This is a genomic window from sulfur-oxidizing endosymbiont of Gigantopelta aegis (genome assembly GCF_016097415.1).
GTDB lineage: Bacteria > Pseudomonadota > Gammaproteobacteria > GRL18 > GRL18 > GRL18.
In genome coordinates this window covers 3,179,942-3,195,729 of sequence record NZ_JAEHGE010000001.1, presented here as the reverse complement: position 1 = coordinate 3,195,729, position 15,788 = coordinate 3,179,942, and the positions used below count along the sequence as shown (strand labels likewise).

The following is a 15,788-nucleotide window of genomic DNA, read 5'->3' as shown; positions in this document are numbered from 1 at the left end:
AATTTCATTGCGGGAAAAACGTGAAAGAAACTGTCGATCAAGACTGGCTTGAGCAGTCTATCATCGTACTTAAAGGCGTAGGTGAAAAAATGCTGGAGCGTTTTTCTAAACGTTCTTTATTTAGCCTTAATGATCTCTTATTTCACTTGCCCCTACGTTATCAGGATAAAACCCGGGTCATCTCTATCGCTAGCTTACGCATAGGTGATAGCGCTTTAGTGACAGGCAAACTTTTGAGTTGCAAAACACACTATGCTCGCAGTGCAGTGTTAAGTTGTGAAATTGATGATGGCAGCGGCGTACTCAGTTTGCGTTTTTTTCACTTTAATAAACAACAGGTCGTTGGTTTAAGTCGTGCCTTAGAGCAAGGAAAATGGCTTAAATGTTTTGGCGAAATTAAACGTGGTCGGCAATGTCTGGAAATCATTCATCCGGAATATCGCGTCATTGATCAGCACCAGACGATTCAATTAGAAGAAAGTCTTAGCCCAATTTACCCCACGACAGATGGCTTGTCTCAGTTAGCGATTCGTAATGCCGTTATTCCAGTTATCGAACAGCTAAAGACCCAAATGGCTAATACGAAAGGGGATAGCATTACTCTAGTAAAAGATTATTTACCCCCTGCTATACGTCAGGAATTGCAATTACCCTCGCTATTAGAGGCGCTCATTTATTTGCATGCACCGCCCCCGGATTGTGCTGTTTTTGAATTAGTTGAAGGCAATGACCCTTATCGTCAAAGTCTGGTGTTTGAAGAGTTATTGGCACATCAGTTAAGCATGAAGCAGGCTTATCAAGAGCAAAAGCAATATCATGCCCCCCCTTTTCTTTTGGCAGCCAGTAAAAATATCGCCCGCCCTTATAGTGAACAGTTTTTACAACAATTACCCTTTGAGCTAACCCAGGCTCAGTCTCGTGTGTTAGCGGATATTGCATCGGATGTGAGTGACGCACATCCGATGCAACGACTTATTCAGGGTGATGTCGGCTCTGGAAAAACAGTCGTTGCTGCATTATCGGCTTTGTATGCCATAGAAAATGGCTTTCAGGCGGCCTTAATGGCGCCGACGGAATTATTAGCGGCACAACATCGAGATAATTTTCAGCAATGGTTAGAACCGCTAGGTTTAAATGTAGCCTGGCTCAGTGGCAAGAGTAAAGTCAAACAGCGCAGGGAGGCATTAGAATCCATTGCCGATGGTTCGGCGCAAATGATTATTGGCACCCATGCCTTGTTTCAAGAGGAGGTTGTTTTCCACGATCTGGCCATGGTGATCATTGATGAGCAACATCGTTTTGGGGTACATCAGCGTTTAGCTCTTTTGCAAAAAGGCTTGAACAAAGGACTGCCAAAAGAACGTCATCCTCATCAGTTGATCATGACGGCAACACCGATTCCGCGAACGCTGGCAATGACGGCATACGCGCATCTGGACTGCTCTATTATTGATGAACTCCCACCGGGGAGGACACCGGTAGAAACGGTTGTTTTAGGTGAACAACGACGGGATGATATTTTACAACGTGTACATCAGGCCTGTCTTAAGGGGCGACAGGCGTATTGGGTCTGTACTTTAATTGAAGAATCAGAAGTATTGCAATGTCAGGCAGCAGAAAAGACCTATGAACAATTGTGCTTACAATTACCGGATTTAGCCATTGGTCTGGTACATGGACGCATGAAAGGTGATGAAAAAAAAGCCGTCATGGCTTCTTTTAAACAAGGTGAGTTGGCATTGTTGGTGGCTACCACGGTAATCGAAGTGGGTGTTGATGTGCCCAATGCTAGTTTGATGATCATAGAAAATTCTGAACGTCTGGGCTTATCGCAATTACATCAATTGCGTGGGCGTGTAGGGCGTGGCAGTCAATCCAGCGCCTGTGTGTTAATGTATGGTAGCCCCTTATCAAAAAATGGTAAGTCCCGCTTGATGACTTTGCGTGAAACCAGCGATGGTTTTGAGGTTGCACGTAAAGATTTGGCTCTTAGAGGTCCGGGTGAGGTCTTAGGCACACGGCAAACGGGTTTGGCAGAAATGAAGATTGCTGATGTGATCCGTGATCAACATCTTATTCCCGGCATAAATACCCTTGCCCAACGCTTAATAAATGACTATCCTGAGACTGTTGAACCATTAATTAAGCGTTGGATCGGGCATAAGGTGGACTATAAGAATGTATAGTGACGTAAGAACAGGATTTCGAAGAGTGCTCTTGAATATGTTGAATAAGCAATGTTTGAATAAGCAATGTTTGAACAAGCAATGCCTGAGTTTTATCGTATTTTTCTTTTTCAGTGCGAGCCTATCCGCTCAGGTTTATAAGTGTGAAGATGATTTTGGTAATACGAATTTCTCCGATCAACCCTGTGCCAAAGGTGAAACAAGTGAACGACTGGATTGGTTAAAAGGAGCAACATCGACAAAAAAACAGCCTAAGGCTGTTAAGAAAAAACGCACTACTCAGGCACAGAAAACGGCCAAAAAAGCGAAAAAAAATAATCAGGCCTATGTTTTATTATCCCTATTAACCACCACGCAACTGGAATTAGAAACTGCAACATTAAGAAGTTCTCAGGATGGCGATATGAGTGACAGTCCAGAGCTGAAACTGGATGATGGTATTACGGTAGATTTATTACGCGTTAAAAAAATTCTTCTGAGCCGTGGAAAAAAACGGGTGAGTTGCAGGCGCGTTTTATTATGGCTGATGGTCATGAAGAGGTGAAAATAATTAAAGCACCCTTTCCGGTGTTAAGTGGCGAATCAAAGATTGGCCGTTTTAGTAAATCCTTAGAAGACATTAAACAGGTCGAGTTTTTTAATTCTAAAAGTGTGCTTAGAAAGGTTAATAAACAACGTAAGCAACAGGCAGCTTTAGCTAAAACTCGTAAGACTAATAAAGCCAAATCTAAGGAATCACCTGTAATTGAGTTGGATTTGACACATCAAGTTGCAGCAGTGAAACCGAAAAAATCTAAGCACATAGTTAAACCAGAAGTTAAACCAGAAGTTAAACCTGAAATTAAAGTCGTCAGTACGTCCATACCGCCCCCGGCAACAAAGCCAAAAATAAAAGTTGTCGCACCGGGAAGCTCACCTGATGTCGGTATTCAATTGATGTTTACCGATGATAAAAAAAGAACCATTCAAGGTAATAATTTAAGCAGTAGCAAGGGGGGTAAAAAAAGCAATGGCCAGACATTTTTAATCAGCAGTAAAACCCAAATCCCTTATAAGGACATCAAAAAAATTAAAATTCGTCCCACCTCAAGCAATCAGCTCATTGTGGCAGTCGAACTCAGTAGCAAAGAGATTAAAATGGAAGTGATGTCGCCCCCGTTTACACGTATTATCGGTAGCAGTGAAACCGGTGACTTTGAATACTCATTGCAGAGCATTAAAGCCATTAACTTTATTGGTCGATGAGAGTATATAAAGAGGGACAGATCAAATAAGCCGATTTATCTTTACATTGCTAGGATGTGGTGAGGAACGAACCGCATCAAAGGTGTACATTTAAAACTCGTATATTTAAAACCATTGATGCGGTTCGTTCCTCACCACATCCTACATCTGAAGTGTAAACAAGGTTTGATCGGTGTCTATAAAGAGGATAATTCAAGAAAATACTGCTTTGTGTTAGAATCAAGCTTTCTTTGAGCCTTAACATTAACGCTCCAAAATTAGCAATGAAGCCCTGTAAAATTATCTATGCCAGCAATAACTCGACAGTTTAAACGGATCCCGCACTGGGTTGCTGTTGATTATGCCTCTATTTTGCATATTCCCGATGATATCAGAGAATGGTTGCTGGACAGTGATTCCTTGACCCAAAGAATCAAAAATCATTGTCAGACAGAGAATAAGGGCTGTTTTTCGGTCAAATTGCTCCATCAGGGGATGGCTATTCCCTCCAATGATGAAGTTCAACGCCTCAAACTGCCAAGCCAACGTGGTGCGCTCATTCGCGAAGTATTACTTTATTGTGGTGATACAGCGGTTATTTTTGCGCGTACGGTCATCCCCATCAAAACCTTAACGGGGCCACAAAAACAATTAAGCCATTTGGGCAACCGCCCTTTAGGTGAGTTCTTGTTTGCCCAGCCAGACTTGCAACGTGATGCAATTGAAGTGGCGGCATTGTCAAATGGTCACCAATTGTTTGATTCAGCACAAGAGCATTGTGAGTTGGGTAATTATAGTTCTGAACTTGAAAGTATTTGGGCGAGGCGCTCTATTTTTTATCTGCACCACAAACCCCTGCTGGTTGCTGAAGTTTTTTTGCCCAGTGTGTTTGAGCAGGGTGTTTAAGGCAGAGAGTTTAAGACAGAGAGTTTAAGACAGAGAGTTTAAGATAGAGAATTAAATCGTGATTAAGCAGCGCTTATACCAATATTACTTATTAATGAGAATGGATCGTCCCATCGGTACCTGGTTACTTCTATGGCCAACTTTCTGGGGCTTGTGGATTGCGGCAGAAGGAATACCTCCGCTGGATATTTTACTGGTCTTTGCGCTGGGGGTCTTTATTATGCGTTCGGCAGGTTGTGTGATTAATGATTATGCTGATCGTCATATTGATAAGCATATTGAACGCACTAAAAATCGCCCCATTACTTCGGGTAAGGTAAGCCCTAATGAAGCGCTAGCCTTGTTTGCTATCTGCATTCTCATTGCTTTTCTGCTAGTGCTATGGCTGAATTGGTATACTATTTTGCTCAGTGTGGTGGCTTTATTACTGGCGGCGACTTATCCCTTTATGAAGCGTTATACCCACTATCCGCAAATTGCTCTTGGGATGGCCTTTAGTTGGGCGATCCCAATGGGCTTTGCTGCGCAATTAAATACTATTCCTAATGTTGCCTGGTTACTCTATGGGGTCACTATTCTCTGGATTGTTAGCTACGATACGATGTACGCTATGACGGATAGAGAAGACGATTTAAAAATAGGCGTGAAATCGACAGCAATTATTTTTGCAGACTACGATAAGCTGATGATTGCCTTATTACAAATGCTCTTTACTTTAGGCATGTTCATAGTGGCCTGGCAGGTGCAAGCCGGATTATTTTTCTATTTAGGAATAGGACTTTCTATGGTTTTTTCGGTCTATCAGCAGTATTTAATCCGAAATAGAGAGCCAAAAAGCTGTTTTCAGGCATTTTTGAACAATCATTGGCTAGGAATGATCATATTTATTGGAATTTTCTTCAATTATTTGCCATAGTTAGGAGTAATATCAATAAATAGGATTAACATAGGTAATGATGCAATTTCCTTTTTTTAAGCAAAAGAAGAATGCAGAGGGTCTAATCGGCGTTGATTTTCGCGCTAGTCGCGTGGCTATGGCCCATCTATTACCGGGCAAAAAGCCTATTTTCAAACCCACCTTGAAGCAATGTGCTTTTGAAATACTCCCTGATGAGTCTGCTGACGCGTTAAATACAGGCTCAGCTCCGAATCATCATGCACAAAATGACGCCCTGAAAAAAATAGTGCATAGCTTTCCCATCAAACAATTCCCCTGTAATTCATCCATCGAAAAATCCGCCTATGAATTATTATTAATTGATGCGCCTAATGTCGAGTCTTCTGAACTGAAACAAGCTGTTCGCTGGCGCATTAAAGATCAATTAGCCTATCATATTGACGATGCGGTCATTGATGTCTTCGAAATTCCCGGTCAGCAATCAGGACGTGCACAACACATGTATGTGGTCGCTTCACAAAAGCAGCAAATTGATGCGCGTGTTGAACAGTTACAACAGGCTGAAATGAAGCTTCAGGCGATTGACATTTATGAGTTGGCACAGAGAAATATCGCGGCTATTTTACCCGAAGATAAAGATGGCATTGTAATGCTGCGTTTTAATGCCAATAGTGGTTTGTTGACGATTACACGTCAAGGTACTTTGTATCTTACTCGGAAAATTGATTTTGGTATTAATCGCTTAGCGCAGGTTTTGGATTCTGCTTTTGAAAGCGAGAATGCTGAAAATAAGTCAAGTGAAAGCAAGGGTTCTGAACAGAATTCTTTTGAAGAAGATGATTTTAATGCCGAAGAAATAGAACTTAACATTTCAGATGAAGATGTCATTTTTGATAAAGAAGATGATTTTAAGCTCCCTGATAGTATCCATGATCTGGATGGTATTAGCTTTGAAGACGATATTCAAGAACCGGATGCAGAGCAAAGCACAATTAATGGCTTAAATGAGCAGGGCAAATTGATTGTTGATGAAGTCATTCTTGAAATTCAGCGTTCTCTTGATTATTACGTCAGTCATTTTAATCAACGTCCGGTGACAAAAATTATTCTGGCCCCTCTGGTCAATGAAGTCCCCGGTCTGATTGAATATATTCATGAAATGTTGGGTGTGCCGGTAGAAGCACTGGATTTTAACGAAGCACTTAATGTTGCCAAGCCCCTGAGTCGAGAACTACAGGCCTATTGTTTTTATGCGATAGGTTTAGCCCTACGTAATGAAGGGCAGCACTCTCAAAAGAAACAGCAGGGTGTACAGTAAACAATGCAACAGCAAATTAATTTATATCAACCCATATCAACGGCGAATGAAGAGCCTTTTTCAGCCAATATGTTATTAAGTCTAGTGGCAGCAAGTGCCTTGTTGATGATGGTGTTTTATGGCTTCTTGTATTGGAATAATATGAGCATGCAAAGAGAAGTAGCCAGCAGTAAATCACAATTTGAGCAGGCTAAAACAATTGTTGAAAAACTTGAGCTGACGGTAGCCGGTTTAACCAATTCAAAAAAAGAGCAACAGCAACTAGAACATTTAAAACGCGTGCTTGCCAGTAAGCAGCAAGCATTAAAGGACTTATCAACCATGGTCAGGGGTAATGATATTGGTTTGTCTGCTTATTTTGCGGCACTCGCAAGAAAAAATGTTGAGCCTATCTGGTTTGACAATATTAACGTTTATGCCGGTGGTCAGCAAATCATTTTGCAAGGTCAGTCTACGGATGTGAAGGCTATTCCGGAATTTGTTTCATCATTGAAAAAGGAATCTGTTTTTAACGGTATTAGTTTTAAGTAATGTGAATGCCAGGAGCGTGATTTATTAAAAAAGGCCACAGCGTACTTTGCAAGGGAAACTTTGTGAAGTACGCATGGATAACTGATCAGGCTAAAGATTACCCGGTAACGATTCTGTGCCGTTTTATGGATGTTTCCCGTAGTTGCTATTATGATTGGGTTAGCTCTCCTAAAACGGATAGAGAGAAAGAAAATGAAGCGCTTACTGAGCAGCTAAAAAACTGTTTGAAGACAGTCGCAAGACTTATGGAACCCGTCGTCTTAAAAGAAAACTGGCTGAAAAAGGCGTTCATATAAGCCGCCGGAGAATTGGTCGATTAATGAAAAAGCCGTGACACATCATAGAAACAAACTGGGCTAACAAAGGTGACTTTGTAAGGCTACAATACAGCCATGCTGCAGTTACAAAAAAAAATTCCCGCATATTGAAGTACACCCTGAAATTGGCCTAAAAACCTGCCTTATTCTTCTGCTTCATGTCATTTATTTTTAAAATCCATCCAGCTATTGGAGCAATGCGGCGAAATTGCCTTCAGATCCACAAACAAGCCTGATGGGACAAGCCGATTGGCTAGTTCGACTCGCTTATTTTCGCGATGCTCTGGATATTTCCAACAATACTCAACTCATGCGTATTGCAGAACAACTTAATATCCCTAGAAGCCCTATTGAAAAACTGCTAAACAATGGTGAAGGAATGGCCGCTTTATCATCCTGCACCACTAATGATAAACAAAAATTAATTGAGGGCAGCCCCTCTTTTGTTTTTAATGAGGGCAGACAGCGACTTTATGGTAATATTGGCTATCATATTATTGCAGCGAATATCAAAGCCTTATTAGAAGTACCTGAAAACAAGCCTTCGTGGTATTAGTTAAATATTAAATCGCTATTTTTTGTTCATCCAAGGATACCAATGAAAAAAATTGTCATTGCTTTGTTTGTTATTAGTATCGTCTCTTTTGGCGCTCTTAAGGGTGGCTTATGGTATTTCACCCAGCAGTTTGTCGATAATCAGATTTTTCATGCCAAACCTTTCGCACAAATTTCTTATGATGAAATAAAAACCTCATTTGCTGGCAGCGCCACAGTCACTGGCATTAAAGTCTACCTACCACTATTTGATGATAGTATTTCCATAGAATCCGTGCAATTTATTGCGCCGGATCTTATGACCCTAATCACTTTAAACAATCAATTGGAAAATAAACAAATACCTGAATCTTTAAATTTGATCATCACCGGTGCTTCCGTCAATCTCACCGGCAAACTCATGAAAATGATTGATAACCCAGACATTGAACCCACACAAATGGAAGTTTTTTCCACCCTTGCCTGTGGTGATGTTTATCGTATCGGTAGTCAGGCATTGGCAAAAATGGGCTATGATACTCTCACCAGTGATATTTTATTAAAATACCACTTCAACGCCCGTAAAAAAACCCTCAATTACACACTAAACAATGACATTCGAGACTTTAGCCGCATCAATATCAGTGGTGAATTAACAGGAGTTCGTGATCTCAATTCTTTACGAACAAGACGATACAGCCTGGAGATATAACACTGGAAATTTCCGATGACTCTTATATTGAAAGAAAAAATCGTTTTTGCGCCAGCAAAAGCAAACTAAGCATTGATGAATATATCAATGAACATACCCTTCAAGTAGAAGAATATTTATTATCCTATGGTGTGGAAGCCGAAGAAGGTTTGCTCAATGCCTATAAAACCATTCTCAAAACCCACGGTACAATTACCTTAAAAGCCGATCTCAGTGATCTCACTGGTACTGAAGAAATTGTGACTTTTGAACCTAACGATTTTATTCAGTTTGTCCGCCTAAAACTATTCGTTAACAATAAACGCATTAATGAAATTTCTATTCATGTTGACAAAGAAAAACTCATCGAGTCCGCAACCAATAAAGAAGTTGAGTTAGAAACGCCGGATCAAATCAAGAAAAAACAAGCGATCATTATTAAAAAATATCGTCCTGTTGCTATAGAGAATCTTGTTAATTTCAATGGTTTTAGAATCAAGCTCGTGACCACTAAAGACAAAACATTTAAGGGAAAATTAAAGATCGATCATCCAAGGATTTATAAGGTGGTCACGCGTTTACGTTCGGGGAATATTACCTATCATATCCCGATTGATACGATTAAATCTGCTGAGATTTTTAATTAGTGTCCATGCGTAAATAGTAGGGTGGGCATGGCTTTATCTGCCCACCCTACGTTTTTATTTACTCAAGACTTGATATATTGCGCGGGTCAATTTGCTTAAGTCCTTAGTTTCGATAATAAACGGGGGCATAATATAGACTAACTTATTAAAGGGGCGAATCCACACGCCTAGGGCAACAAAGTCTGCTTGCATGGTTTTCATATCAACCGACTCTTTTAATTCCACAACACCAATAGCGCCCTTAACCCGCACGTCTTCAACACAATCTAAACTTCGACAAATAGCCAACTCACAAGAGTAGCTCAATACTGGCATTGGCCACCTGACAGGCTAAAGGATTGGCCATAAACGTTGGCCCATGCATTAAGATACCCGCGCCATCAGCACTGATTCCCTGTACCACTTTTTGCGTTGTCATCGTTGCGGCCAGCGTTAAATAGCCCCCTGTTAATGCCTTACCCAGACATAGAATGTCAGGTACAATACCTGCCTGTTCATAGGCAAAGAGGCTTCCCGTTCGCCCAAAACCAGTCGCTATTTCATCTAAAATAAGCAACACATCATAGTCATCACAGATCGCTCTGAGCTGCTGTAAATATTCCGGGCAATAAAAACGCATACCGCCCGCCCCTGAACCAGAGGCTCAATGATCACTGCTGCTATTTCAGCTTGATGCTGTTGTAAAAGTTGTTCCAGTTCAGCAATATTACTCGATCCATCCTCTGCACAATGGGGCTCAGGAGCAAAAAAAATGTTGTGCTAAAATCCCTTGAAATAACTGATGCATGCCATTAAGCGGATCGCAAACCGACATACCACCCAGGGTATCACCATGATAACCGCTGCGCACGGTGAGCAGTTTTTGCTTACTCGTTTCCCCTGCGCCTGAAAATATTGCATGGCCATTTTTATCGCCACTTCCACCGCCACAGAGCCTGAATCAGCAAAAAAAAACATGCTGCAATGGTTCAGCCGTCAATTCAATTAATTTTTTCGCTAAAGTGACCGCAGGCAAATGCGTCAAACCACCAAACATCACATGAGACATGGACTGAATTTGCTGCTCCAAAGCAGCATTTAATACGGAATGATTATAACCATGAATTGCCGCCCACCAGGAAGACATCCCATCAATTAACTCACGACCATCAGCTAATTTAAGGCGCACACCATGAGCGGATTCAACAGGATAAGTCGGCAGAGGATCGCTCATGCTGGTATAGGGATGCCAGAGATGCGCCTTATCGTAGGCGAGCCATTCTGATGACGATGAAAAGGAGCTGATTTTATGAGCAGATGGTATATTATCAGACATGTAAGGGCTTAGAAAAAAAGCTCAGCAAGTTTTTCACCCGGTTGCTCAGCGCGCATAAACGACTCACCGACCAAAAAGGCATTGACCTGATGACTCTTCATCAAGGCCACATCTTCAGGCAAATGAATGGCACTTTCAGTCACCACAATACGATCATCAGCAATTTTATCTAATAATTCAATGGTGGTATTCAAAGTTGTTTCAAAGGTGCGTAAATTACGATTATTAATGCCCAGCAAGCGTGTCGGCAACTTCAAAGCCCTCTCCAACTCAGCTAAATCATGTACTTCCACTAACACATCAAGTGACAGTTCATCTGCCAAGGCAGCAAACTCACTCAATTGCGCATCACTGAGACAAGCGACAATTAATAGAATTGCATCCGCACCCATTAAACGTGCTTCATAAATCTGATAAGTATCAATAACAAAGTCTTTACGCAATACCGGCAATGAACAAGCAGCTCTCGCCTGTTGCAAATAAGCATCACTACCCTGAAAAAATCAATATCCGTCAAGACCGACAAACATGCTGCACCGCCTTGCTCATAAGATTGTGCAATTTCAGCAGGCACAAAGTTTTCCCCGAATCACCCTTTGCTTGGCGAGATCTTTTTTTATTTGGCCATTTCTCACCGGACGTCTTACCGGCAATATAGTTACGCAACTCTGATGAATTATCAATGCGTATCCGCCATTAACGCCAGTAATAATATCACCGGACTTGACCCCTGCATGGCTGGCTGCTGAATTGGGAATAACCTGTGCAACAATAGCCCCGTGATGGGCATCCACGATTACTCCAGAGCCTAAAGCATGGGGGGGCGTTGTTGTGGTGCCAGGCGTTTCGGTGTGTCAAACTTAAAAAACGCTTAAAGAGAGGATCATTAAACTTTTTCCAACATCGGTTAAGAGAGAGTCGGCAAGGACTTTATTTTGGAGATATTAACAACCGCCAGTCACTTTTTCCAACGAGTGGGCAGAGCGTTAAGTTAATAATATCAGGCTAATCAAGAAGATTGATAAGCCGGTAATGAAGATGTTTTTCTTTGTATGAATCATATCTTTTTAACCAAATTTTCTTTTATAATTTACTGTAGTTTATGTGACTGTATTTTATTAACTTAGTTCAATAGCACCTTTATGAGCGTCTAAATAAGCCAATTCATCTTTACAGGGTAGGATGTGGTGAGGTACGAACCGCATCAAAGCTTATGTTTAAGAGCATGAATTTAAAACCATTGATGCGGTTCGTACCTCACCACATCCTACATTTGAAGTATCCAACACTTTTACTTCAGCAATCAATTAAAAATCCTCACGAGGATTAAATTCACTGAGTGTTTGCATTTTCTCATAAAGTGCTTTCATCTCATCACTATCAGCTTCAGGTGTCATAATCTGTAAGATAACAAATTGATCCCCTGCATCTTTACCCGGTAAGCCTCGACCTTTTAAACGCAGCTTTTTGCCACCGGGGGTATTAGCTGCCAATTTCATTTCAACTATACCTCCTAGGGTAGCTTTCATCTCATCACTATCAGCTTCAGCTGTCATAATCTGTCAGATAACAGAGTCCCCTGCATTAGTAAGCCAAGGGGTAATCGGGAGTATCAGACTGATATTTTTTCCATCAACAGTAAAATGTTTATGGCGATTAAATTTTACTTCCAGTAACAAATCACCACGAATCTGACCTGCGCCACCCTGACCACCAAGGCGTATTTTTTGTCCTTCTTTAATCCCCTTGGGGATTTTTACTTTGAGTTTCTTAGTGCCTGTTGCTACCGAAGGATGACTGCCCGGAATCTGGACATTTAAAGACCGTTCAGCACCATGGTATGAGTCTTCCAAATCAACGGAAATGACAACATTTTGATTTTGCCCTTTCTGTGGACGTCGTTGGCGAGTGAACGTATCTTCCTGACCATGAAATTGTCCACCCCTGAATTGGTAAACATATTATCAAAGATGTCATTGAAACTGCCTTGTCCGAAACCACCAAAGCCGCTTTGGCCTGCACCACCGGGAGGAGGAGTAAAACCGCCGCCACCCTGGAAAGGATTGCCATCGGCACTACCGAAGCGATCATAATTATCGCGCTTAGTTTTGTCTTTAAGCACATCATAGGCTTCGTTGATCTCTTTAAATTTGGCCTCCGAATTCTTTACCTTACTGACATCAGGGTGAAATTTTCTGGCCAGACGTCGATATTGTTTTTTGATATCAGCATCGCTGGCATTGCGATTGACATCGAGTATTTTGTAATAATCTTTTTTTGACATAAGTTTTGAGGTATTAGGTTATAGGTTGTTTGGTTTATAAGGCGTTATCTTTAAAGATGCTTAGGGTATAATATGGGGCTTAAATTGTAAAAAGAAGGTATTTTATGCTCACAGAGACACAAAAACAATTTATCTTTAAACGCTCACTGTTTCAGAAGGTGTCAGGCTATACAGCATGGAGTGTTGGTGTTTCGAGCGCAGTTGCCTGGGGACTGATGTATTGGTTAAAACCTGAAATGGTTAATCCACAGGCGGTATTGAGTCTTTTGAAGGCAAAAAAAAGACAGTGGTATCGATATGAGCCAATTCACCGATATTGCCGTTTTGGCTGTGACCGGTGCATCGGCGGCAGGTTTCAGCAGTGTTCATTTTGCTTATTTTATTAGCTGTCATGAGCAGTTTCAGCAGTGTTCATTTTGCTTATTTTATTAGCTGTCATGTTGAATTCATGGGCTAAGAAAGAAAAGCGTTATCTGGATATTATTAAGCACCTAGAAAGCAAGTGAGATTAGGATAAATCACAGTTATAATTTACTCGCTAAAATCCGCTCAAATTCTGCAAAAGTCTGAGCCATTTCGTTACTTTCAATTTCTATTCCTAGAAGTTTACTGAGTAAACTGGTGGAAAAAATACCTCGAATCCGATAATTATCTTCGTCAGGATGCTCAAGTACCAGCGCATGTTGGCGATTTAGTTTTTTCATGGTGCTGACAATATCACCCACCCGTGCCCGCTCAACCGCATTCCACTCCATCGCGTCAATGGAATCTATACTGGTCATAATGTCGAGCACACAAATTTCACTGCGTGACACACCGTTTGTTTGCTGAAACTGTATGGGTCTTTCACCTTGTAAGTCGCTATAAGTAATGAGGCCTATAATGCGATTTGCATTGCATCAGTTACGAATAATAACTTAACCTTCATTTTTTGCATACGATCAATGACTTCATCCAAACTACAGGCAGGGGATATGGTTATTGCAGAGACCTTCGTTAGATCGGTCATTGCTTTGCCCGCAGGGTCTTCGAGAGTGATACTGTCATAAGGATAATAATTGGGTTCACACAGAGGTTGCCGCCACTTGTAATGGCTTTATTTCGAGCGCTTGATAGTTAGTAGGCATCGTACATCTCCCTTTATGTGAGTGAAGTTCTTAGTGTGAGACTCTTAGTGTGAGTAAATAAGTTCACCCTTGAAATAAAATGTAGACAAAGATACTCAGGAATTCAATGAAAAGGGGAAATATCAAAGAAATTTTAATTGTAGAAGGGAAGGGTAAAGGGGTAAGAAAGGGAAATGGATAAGCCGAAGGCCTATCCATAGTAAATGCTAAACAGCCATTTCTTTTAACTTTTTAAGCGCACGTACTTTAACGACAGTAGTGGCCTTTTGGCTTTAAACATCATTTCTTCACCCGTGAAAGGGTTAATACCTTTACGTGCTTTAACGGCTTTTTTTTGACAGTAACGATTTTTAATAAACCCGGTAGTAAGAATTCACCACAGGCACGTTTTTTGATATGACGTTCGATCAGCATGTCTAACTCAGCCAGTACTGTTGAAACATCTTTTTTACTGATGTCTGTATTTTCTGCTATTTCAGTCAGAATTTGAGACTTGGTCATTTTATTTTGAATAGCGGTTGTTTTTTAGCAAGCGACTGCTTTTTTTTTAGTCACTGCTTTTTTTGCAACGGCTTTCTTTTTGGTGGTAACTTTCTTAGCCACTGGTTTTTTAGCCACCATTTTTGGACTGATTTTTTATGATAATAAGACTTTTTAGGGCTTTTATTGTTTCTAACTATTTTTTAATTATTTTACTAAGTAAAACGCTTGGGTATAGGGCTCAAATTGCTCTAACTATTCTTTTTAATTATGACATAATATCAGTCTATGATATCAGTATGATAATAATTTAAGGGCTTTTATTGATCTAACAGATGTATAGTTTTATTGTAATAAAAGTAGCAGAATAATGAAAAAAAGTGTATTTAATTGAATAATTTATGAAAAAAAGGCAAAAATGTGATTGAATCGATAAAAATAGGGGTTTCAGGACAGGGTTTGCATAATATAACAGAGTCTATTGATCGCGTTATTCATCATGCAAATATATTGAATTGAAGGTTTATGTACTGTGTTTGTGCAACATACATCCGCCAGTTTAATTATTCAGGAAAATGCCGATCCATCTGTTTGCACATGATTTAGAAAACTGGTTGATCGCGTTTAGTGATAGAAAACGATCCACTTTATACTCATACCTTTGAAGGCGCAGACGATATGCCAGCACATATCAAATCAGCAATTACGGCAACATCAATTGCGATACCCGTAATGAAAAAATAAAATGGCACTGGGTACATGGCAAGGTTTATATTTATGGCACATATCAAATCAGCAATTACGGCAACATCAATTGCGATACCCGTAATGCAAAATAAAATGGCACTGGGTACATGGCAAGGTTTATATTTATGGGAACATCGCAAGCATAGTGGCCAAAGAACTATAATTATTCATATCAATAATTAACCGGGAGGCCAGGCAAATTGTCTGCCTGCTAATAAATGTAAATGCGTATGAAAGACTGTCTGACCACCCTGTTGGTTACAATTCATATTTAAACGATAACCATCATCGGCGACACCGAGTTCATGAGCTAGTTTTTTTGCCACCAAAATCATTTTACCGAGCAAGTCAGATTCCGCTCACTAAAATCATTGATCGTTGCAATGTGTTGTTTAGGTATAATAAGAATATGAATGGGTGCTTGTGGTGAGATGTCATGAAAGGCAATGATGTGCTCATCTTCATAGGCTATTTTTGCAGGAATTTTATACTGGGCAATTTGGCAGAAAAGGCAGTTTGATTGAGTCATATTGGTCATTACTCTGACGTTGATTAAGATATTTTGCCTATACGCTAACATAAA

18 protein-coding genes and 6 pseudogenes are annotated in these 15,788 nt (G+C 40.5%); 12 read left to right on the top strand and 12 right to left on the bottom strand.

Annotated elements, in window-relative coordinates; genetic code table 11:
* Positions 1-20 precede the first annotated feature (20 nt).
* From recG to JEU79_RS16320, 11 genes are all read left to right on the top strand, one after another.
* The gene (gene recG / locus JEU79_RS16370; protein ID WP_198264956.1) at positions 21-2,186 is read left to right on the top strand and encodes an ATP-dependent DNA helicase RecG; all 2,166 of its coding nucleotides are present in this window, start codon (positions 21-23) and stop codon (positions 2,184-2,186) included.
* Positions 2,187-2,223: 37 nt separating this feature from the next.
* The gene (locus tag JEU79_RS16365) at positions 2,224-2,730 is read left to right on the top strand and encodes a DUF4124 domain-containing protein (protein ID WP_198264955.1); all 507 of its coding nucleotides are present in this window, start codon (positions 2,224-2,226) and stop codon (positions 2,728-2,730) included.
* Positions 2,706-3,431 carry a hypothetical protein gene (locus tag JEU79_RS16360; protein WP_198264954.1) on the top strand — a complete coding sequence of 242 codons (726 nt, stop codon included), beginning with the start codon at positions 2,706-2,708 and terminating at the stop codon, positions 3,429-3,431. Before JEU79_RS16365 ends, JEU79_RS16360 begins: the two co-directional genes overlap by 25 nt.
* A gap of 285 nt (positions 3,432-3,716) precedes the next feature.
* Positions 3,717-4,316 (top strand): chorismate--pyruvate lyase family protein, encoded by a 600-nt coding sequence (locus tag JEU79_RS16355; protein ID WP_198264953.1) that lies wholly within the window; start codon positions 3,717-3,719, stop codon positions 4,314-4,316.
* A 58-nt stretch (positions 4,317-4,374) separates the two neighbouring features.
* Complete coding sequence (gene ubiA / locus JEU79_RS16350; protein ID WP_198264952.1) at positions 4,375-5,232, top strand: 4-hydroxybenzoate octaprenyltransferase; 858 nt, start codon at positions 4,375-4,377, stop codon at positions 5,230-5,232.
* Positions 5,233-5,269: 37 nt separating this feature from the next.
* Positions 5,270-6,532 carry a pilus assembly protein PilM gene (pilM, locus tag JEU79_RS16345; protein WP_198264951.1) on the top strand — a complete coding sequence of 421 codons (1,263 nt, stop codon included), beginning with the start codon at positions 5,270-5,272 and terminating at the stop codon, positions 6,530-6,532.
* Between the two features lie 3 nt (positions 6,533-6,535).
* Positions 6,536-7,063 (top strand): hypothetical protein, encoded by a 528-nt coding sequence (locus tag JEU79_RS16340; RefSeq protein WP_198264950.1) that lies wholly within the window; start codon positions 6,536-6,538, stop codon positions 7,061-7,063.
* Between the two features lie 220 nt (positions 7,064-7,283).
* A complete protein-coding gene (locus JEU79_RS28760; RefSeq protein WP_198266048.1) occupies positions 7,284-7,397 on the top strand; it encodes an IS3 family transposase in 114 nt (37 codons plus the stop codon).
* 191 nt (positions 7,398-7,588) lie between these two features.
* Positions 7,589-7,936: a DsbA family oxidoreductase gene (locus JEU79_RS16330; RefSeq protein ID WP_198264949.1), complete on the top strand. Its 348-nt coding sequence runs from the start codon at positions 7,589-7,591 to the stop codon at positions 7,934-7,936.
* A 42-nt stretch (positions 7,937-7,978) separates the two neighbouring features.
* Positions 7,979-8,626 (top strand): hypothetical protein, encoded by a 648-nt coding sequence (locus JEU79_RS16325; RefSeq protein WP_198264948.1) that lies wholly within the window; start codon positions 7,979-7,981, stop codon positions 8,624-8,626.
* A gap of 131 nt (positions 8,627-8,757) precedes the next feature.
* Entirely contained in the window at positions 8,758-9,252 is a 495-nt protein-coding gene (locus JEU79_RS16320; RefSeq protein WP_198264947.1) for a hypothetical protein, read from the top strand.
* Between the two features lie 54 nt (positions 9,253-9,306).
* Here the strand turns inward: JEU79_RS16320 and JEU79_RS28115 are convergent, their stop codons facing one another.
* The 11 genes and pseudogenes from JEU79_RS28115 to JEU79_RS16280 all read right to left on the bottom strand — a co-directional run bounded on the left by JEU79_RS28115 (position 9,307) and on the right by JEU79_RS16280 (position 14,479).
* Complete coding sequence (locus JEU79_RS28115; RefSeq protein ID WP_343074983.1) at positions 9,307-9,567, bottom strand: aminotransferase class III-fold pyridoxal phosphate-dependent enzyme; 261 nt, start codon at positions 9,565-9,567, stop codon at positions 9,307-9,309.
* Positions 9,542-10,465 (bottom strand): annotated as a pseudogene (locus JEU79_RS16315) (aminotransferase class III-fold pyridoxal phosphate-dependent enzyme). The gene JEU79_RS28115 and the pseudogene JEU79_RS16315 overlap by 26 nt, the downstream one beginning before the upstream one ends.
* A 110-nt stretch (positions 10,466-10,575) precedes the next feature.
* Positions 10,576-11,183 (bottom strand): annotated as a pseudogene (gene trpC / locus JEU79_RS16310) (indole-3-glycerol phosphate synthase TrpC); the annotation flags it as partial.
* An 88-nt stretch (positions 11,184-11,271) separates the two neighbouring features.
* Positions 11,272-11,361 (bottom strand): annotated as a pseudogene (locus JEU79_RS26675) (hypothetical protein); the annotation flags it as partial.
* Between the two features lie 513 nt (positions 11,362-11,874).
* The gene (locus JEU79_RS28110; protein ID WP_198264946.1) at positions 11,875-12,123 is read right to left on the bottom strand and encodes a hypothetical protein; all 249 of its coding nucleotides are present in this window, start codon (positions 12,121-12,123) and stop codon (positions 11,875-11,877) included.
* A 6-nt stretch (positions 12,124-12,129) separates the two neighbouring features.
* Positions 12,130-12,420, bottom strand: a complete 291-nt coding sequence (locus JEU79_RS28105) for a DnaJ C-terminal domain-containing protein (RefSeq protein ID WP_198264945.1) — start codon at positions 12,418-12,420, stop codon at positions 12,130-12,132.
* The gene (locus JEU79_RS28100; RefSeq protein WP_198264944.1) at positions 12,384-12,851 is read right to left on the bottom strand and encodes a DnaJ domain-containing protein; all 468 of its coding nucleotides are present in this window, start codon (positions 12,849-12,851) and stop codon (positions 12,384-12,386) included. The genes JEU79_RS28105 and JEU79_RS28100 overlap by 37 nt, the downstream gene beginning before the upstream one ends.
* Before the next feature lie 240 nt (positions 12,852-13,091).
* Entirely contained in the window at positions 13,092-13,244 is a 153-nt protein-coding gene (locus JEU79_RS25790) for a hypothetical protein (RefSeq protein WP_214660604.1), read from the bottom strand.
* A 131-nt stretch (positions 13,245-13,375) separates the two neighbouring features.
* The gene (locus JEU79_RS16285) at positions 13,376-13,633 is read right to left on the bottom strand and encodes a CBS domain-containing protein (RefSeq protein ID WP_198264943.1); all 258 of its coding nucleotides are present in this window, start codon (positions 13,631-13,633) and stop codon (positions 13,376-13,378) included.
* Between the two features lie 95 nt (positions 13,634-13,728).
* Positions 13,729-13,860, bottom strand: coding sequence for a CBS domain-containing protein (locus JEU79_RS27590; RefSeq protein ID WP_281400935.1), 132 nt, complete (start codon positions 13,858-13,860; stop codon positions 13,729-13,731).
* Positions 13,861-14,184: 324 nt separating this feature from the next.
* Positions 14,185-14,479, bottom strand: a pseudogene (locus JEU79_RS16280) (HU family DNA-binding protein).
* 399 nt (positions 14,480-14,878) lie between these two features.
* Here JEU79_RS16280 and JEU79_RS26670 point away from each other — a divergent pair.
* Positions 14,879-15,388: pseudogene (locus JEU79_RS26670) on the top strand (secondary thiamine-phosphate synthase enzyme YjbQ).
* Here JEU79_RS26670 and JEU79_RS16265 read toward each other — a convergent pair.
* Positions 15,385-15,734 (bottom strand): annotated as a pseudogene (locus JEU79_RS16265) (histidine triad nucleotide-binding protein). The pseudogenes JEU79_RS26670 and JEU79_RS16265 sit on opposite strands and share 4 nt — an antisense overlap.
* Between the last annotated feature and the right edge of the window lie 54 nt (positions 15,735-15,788).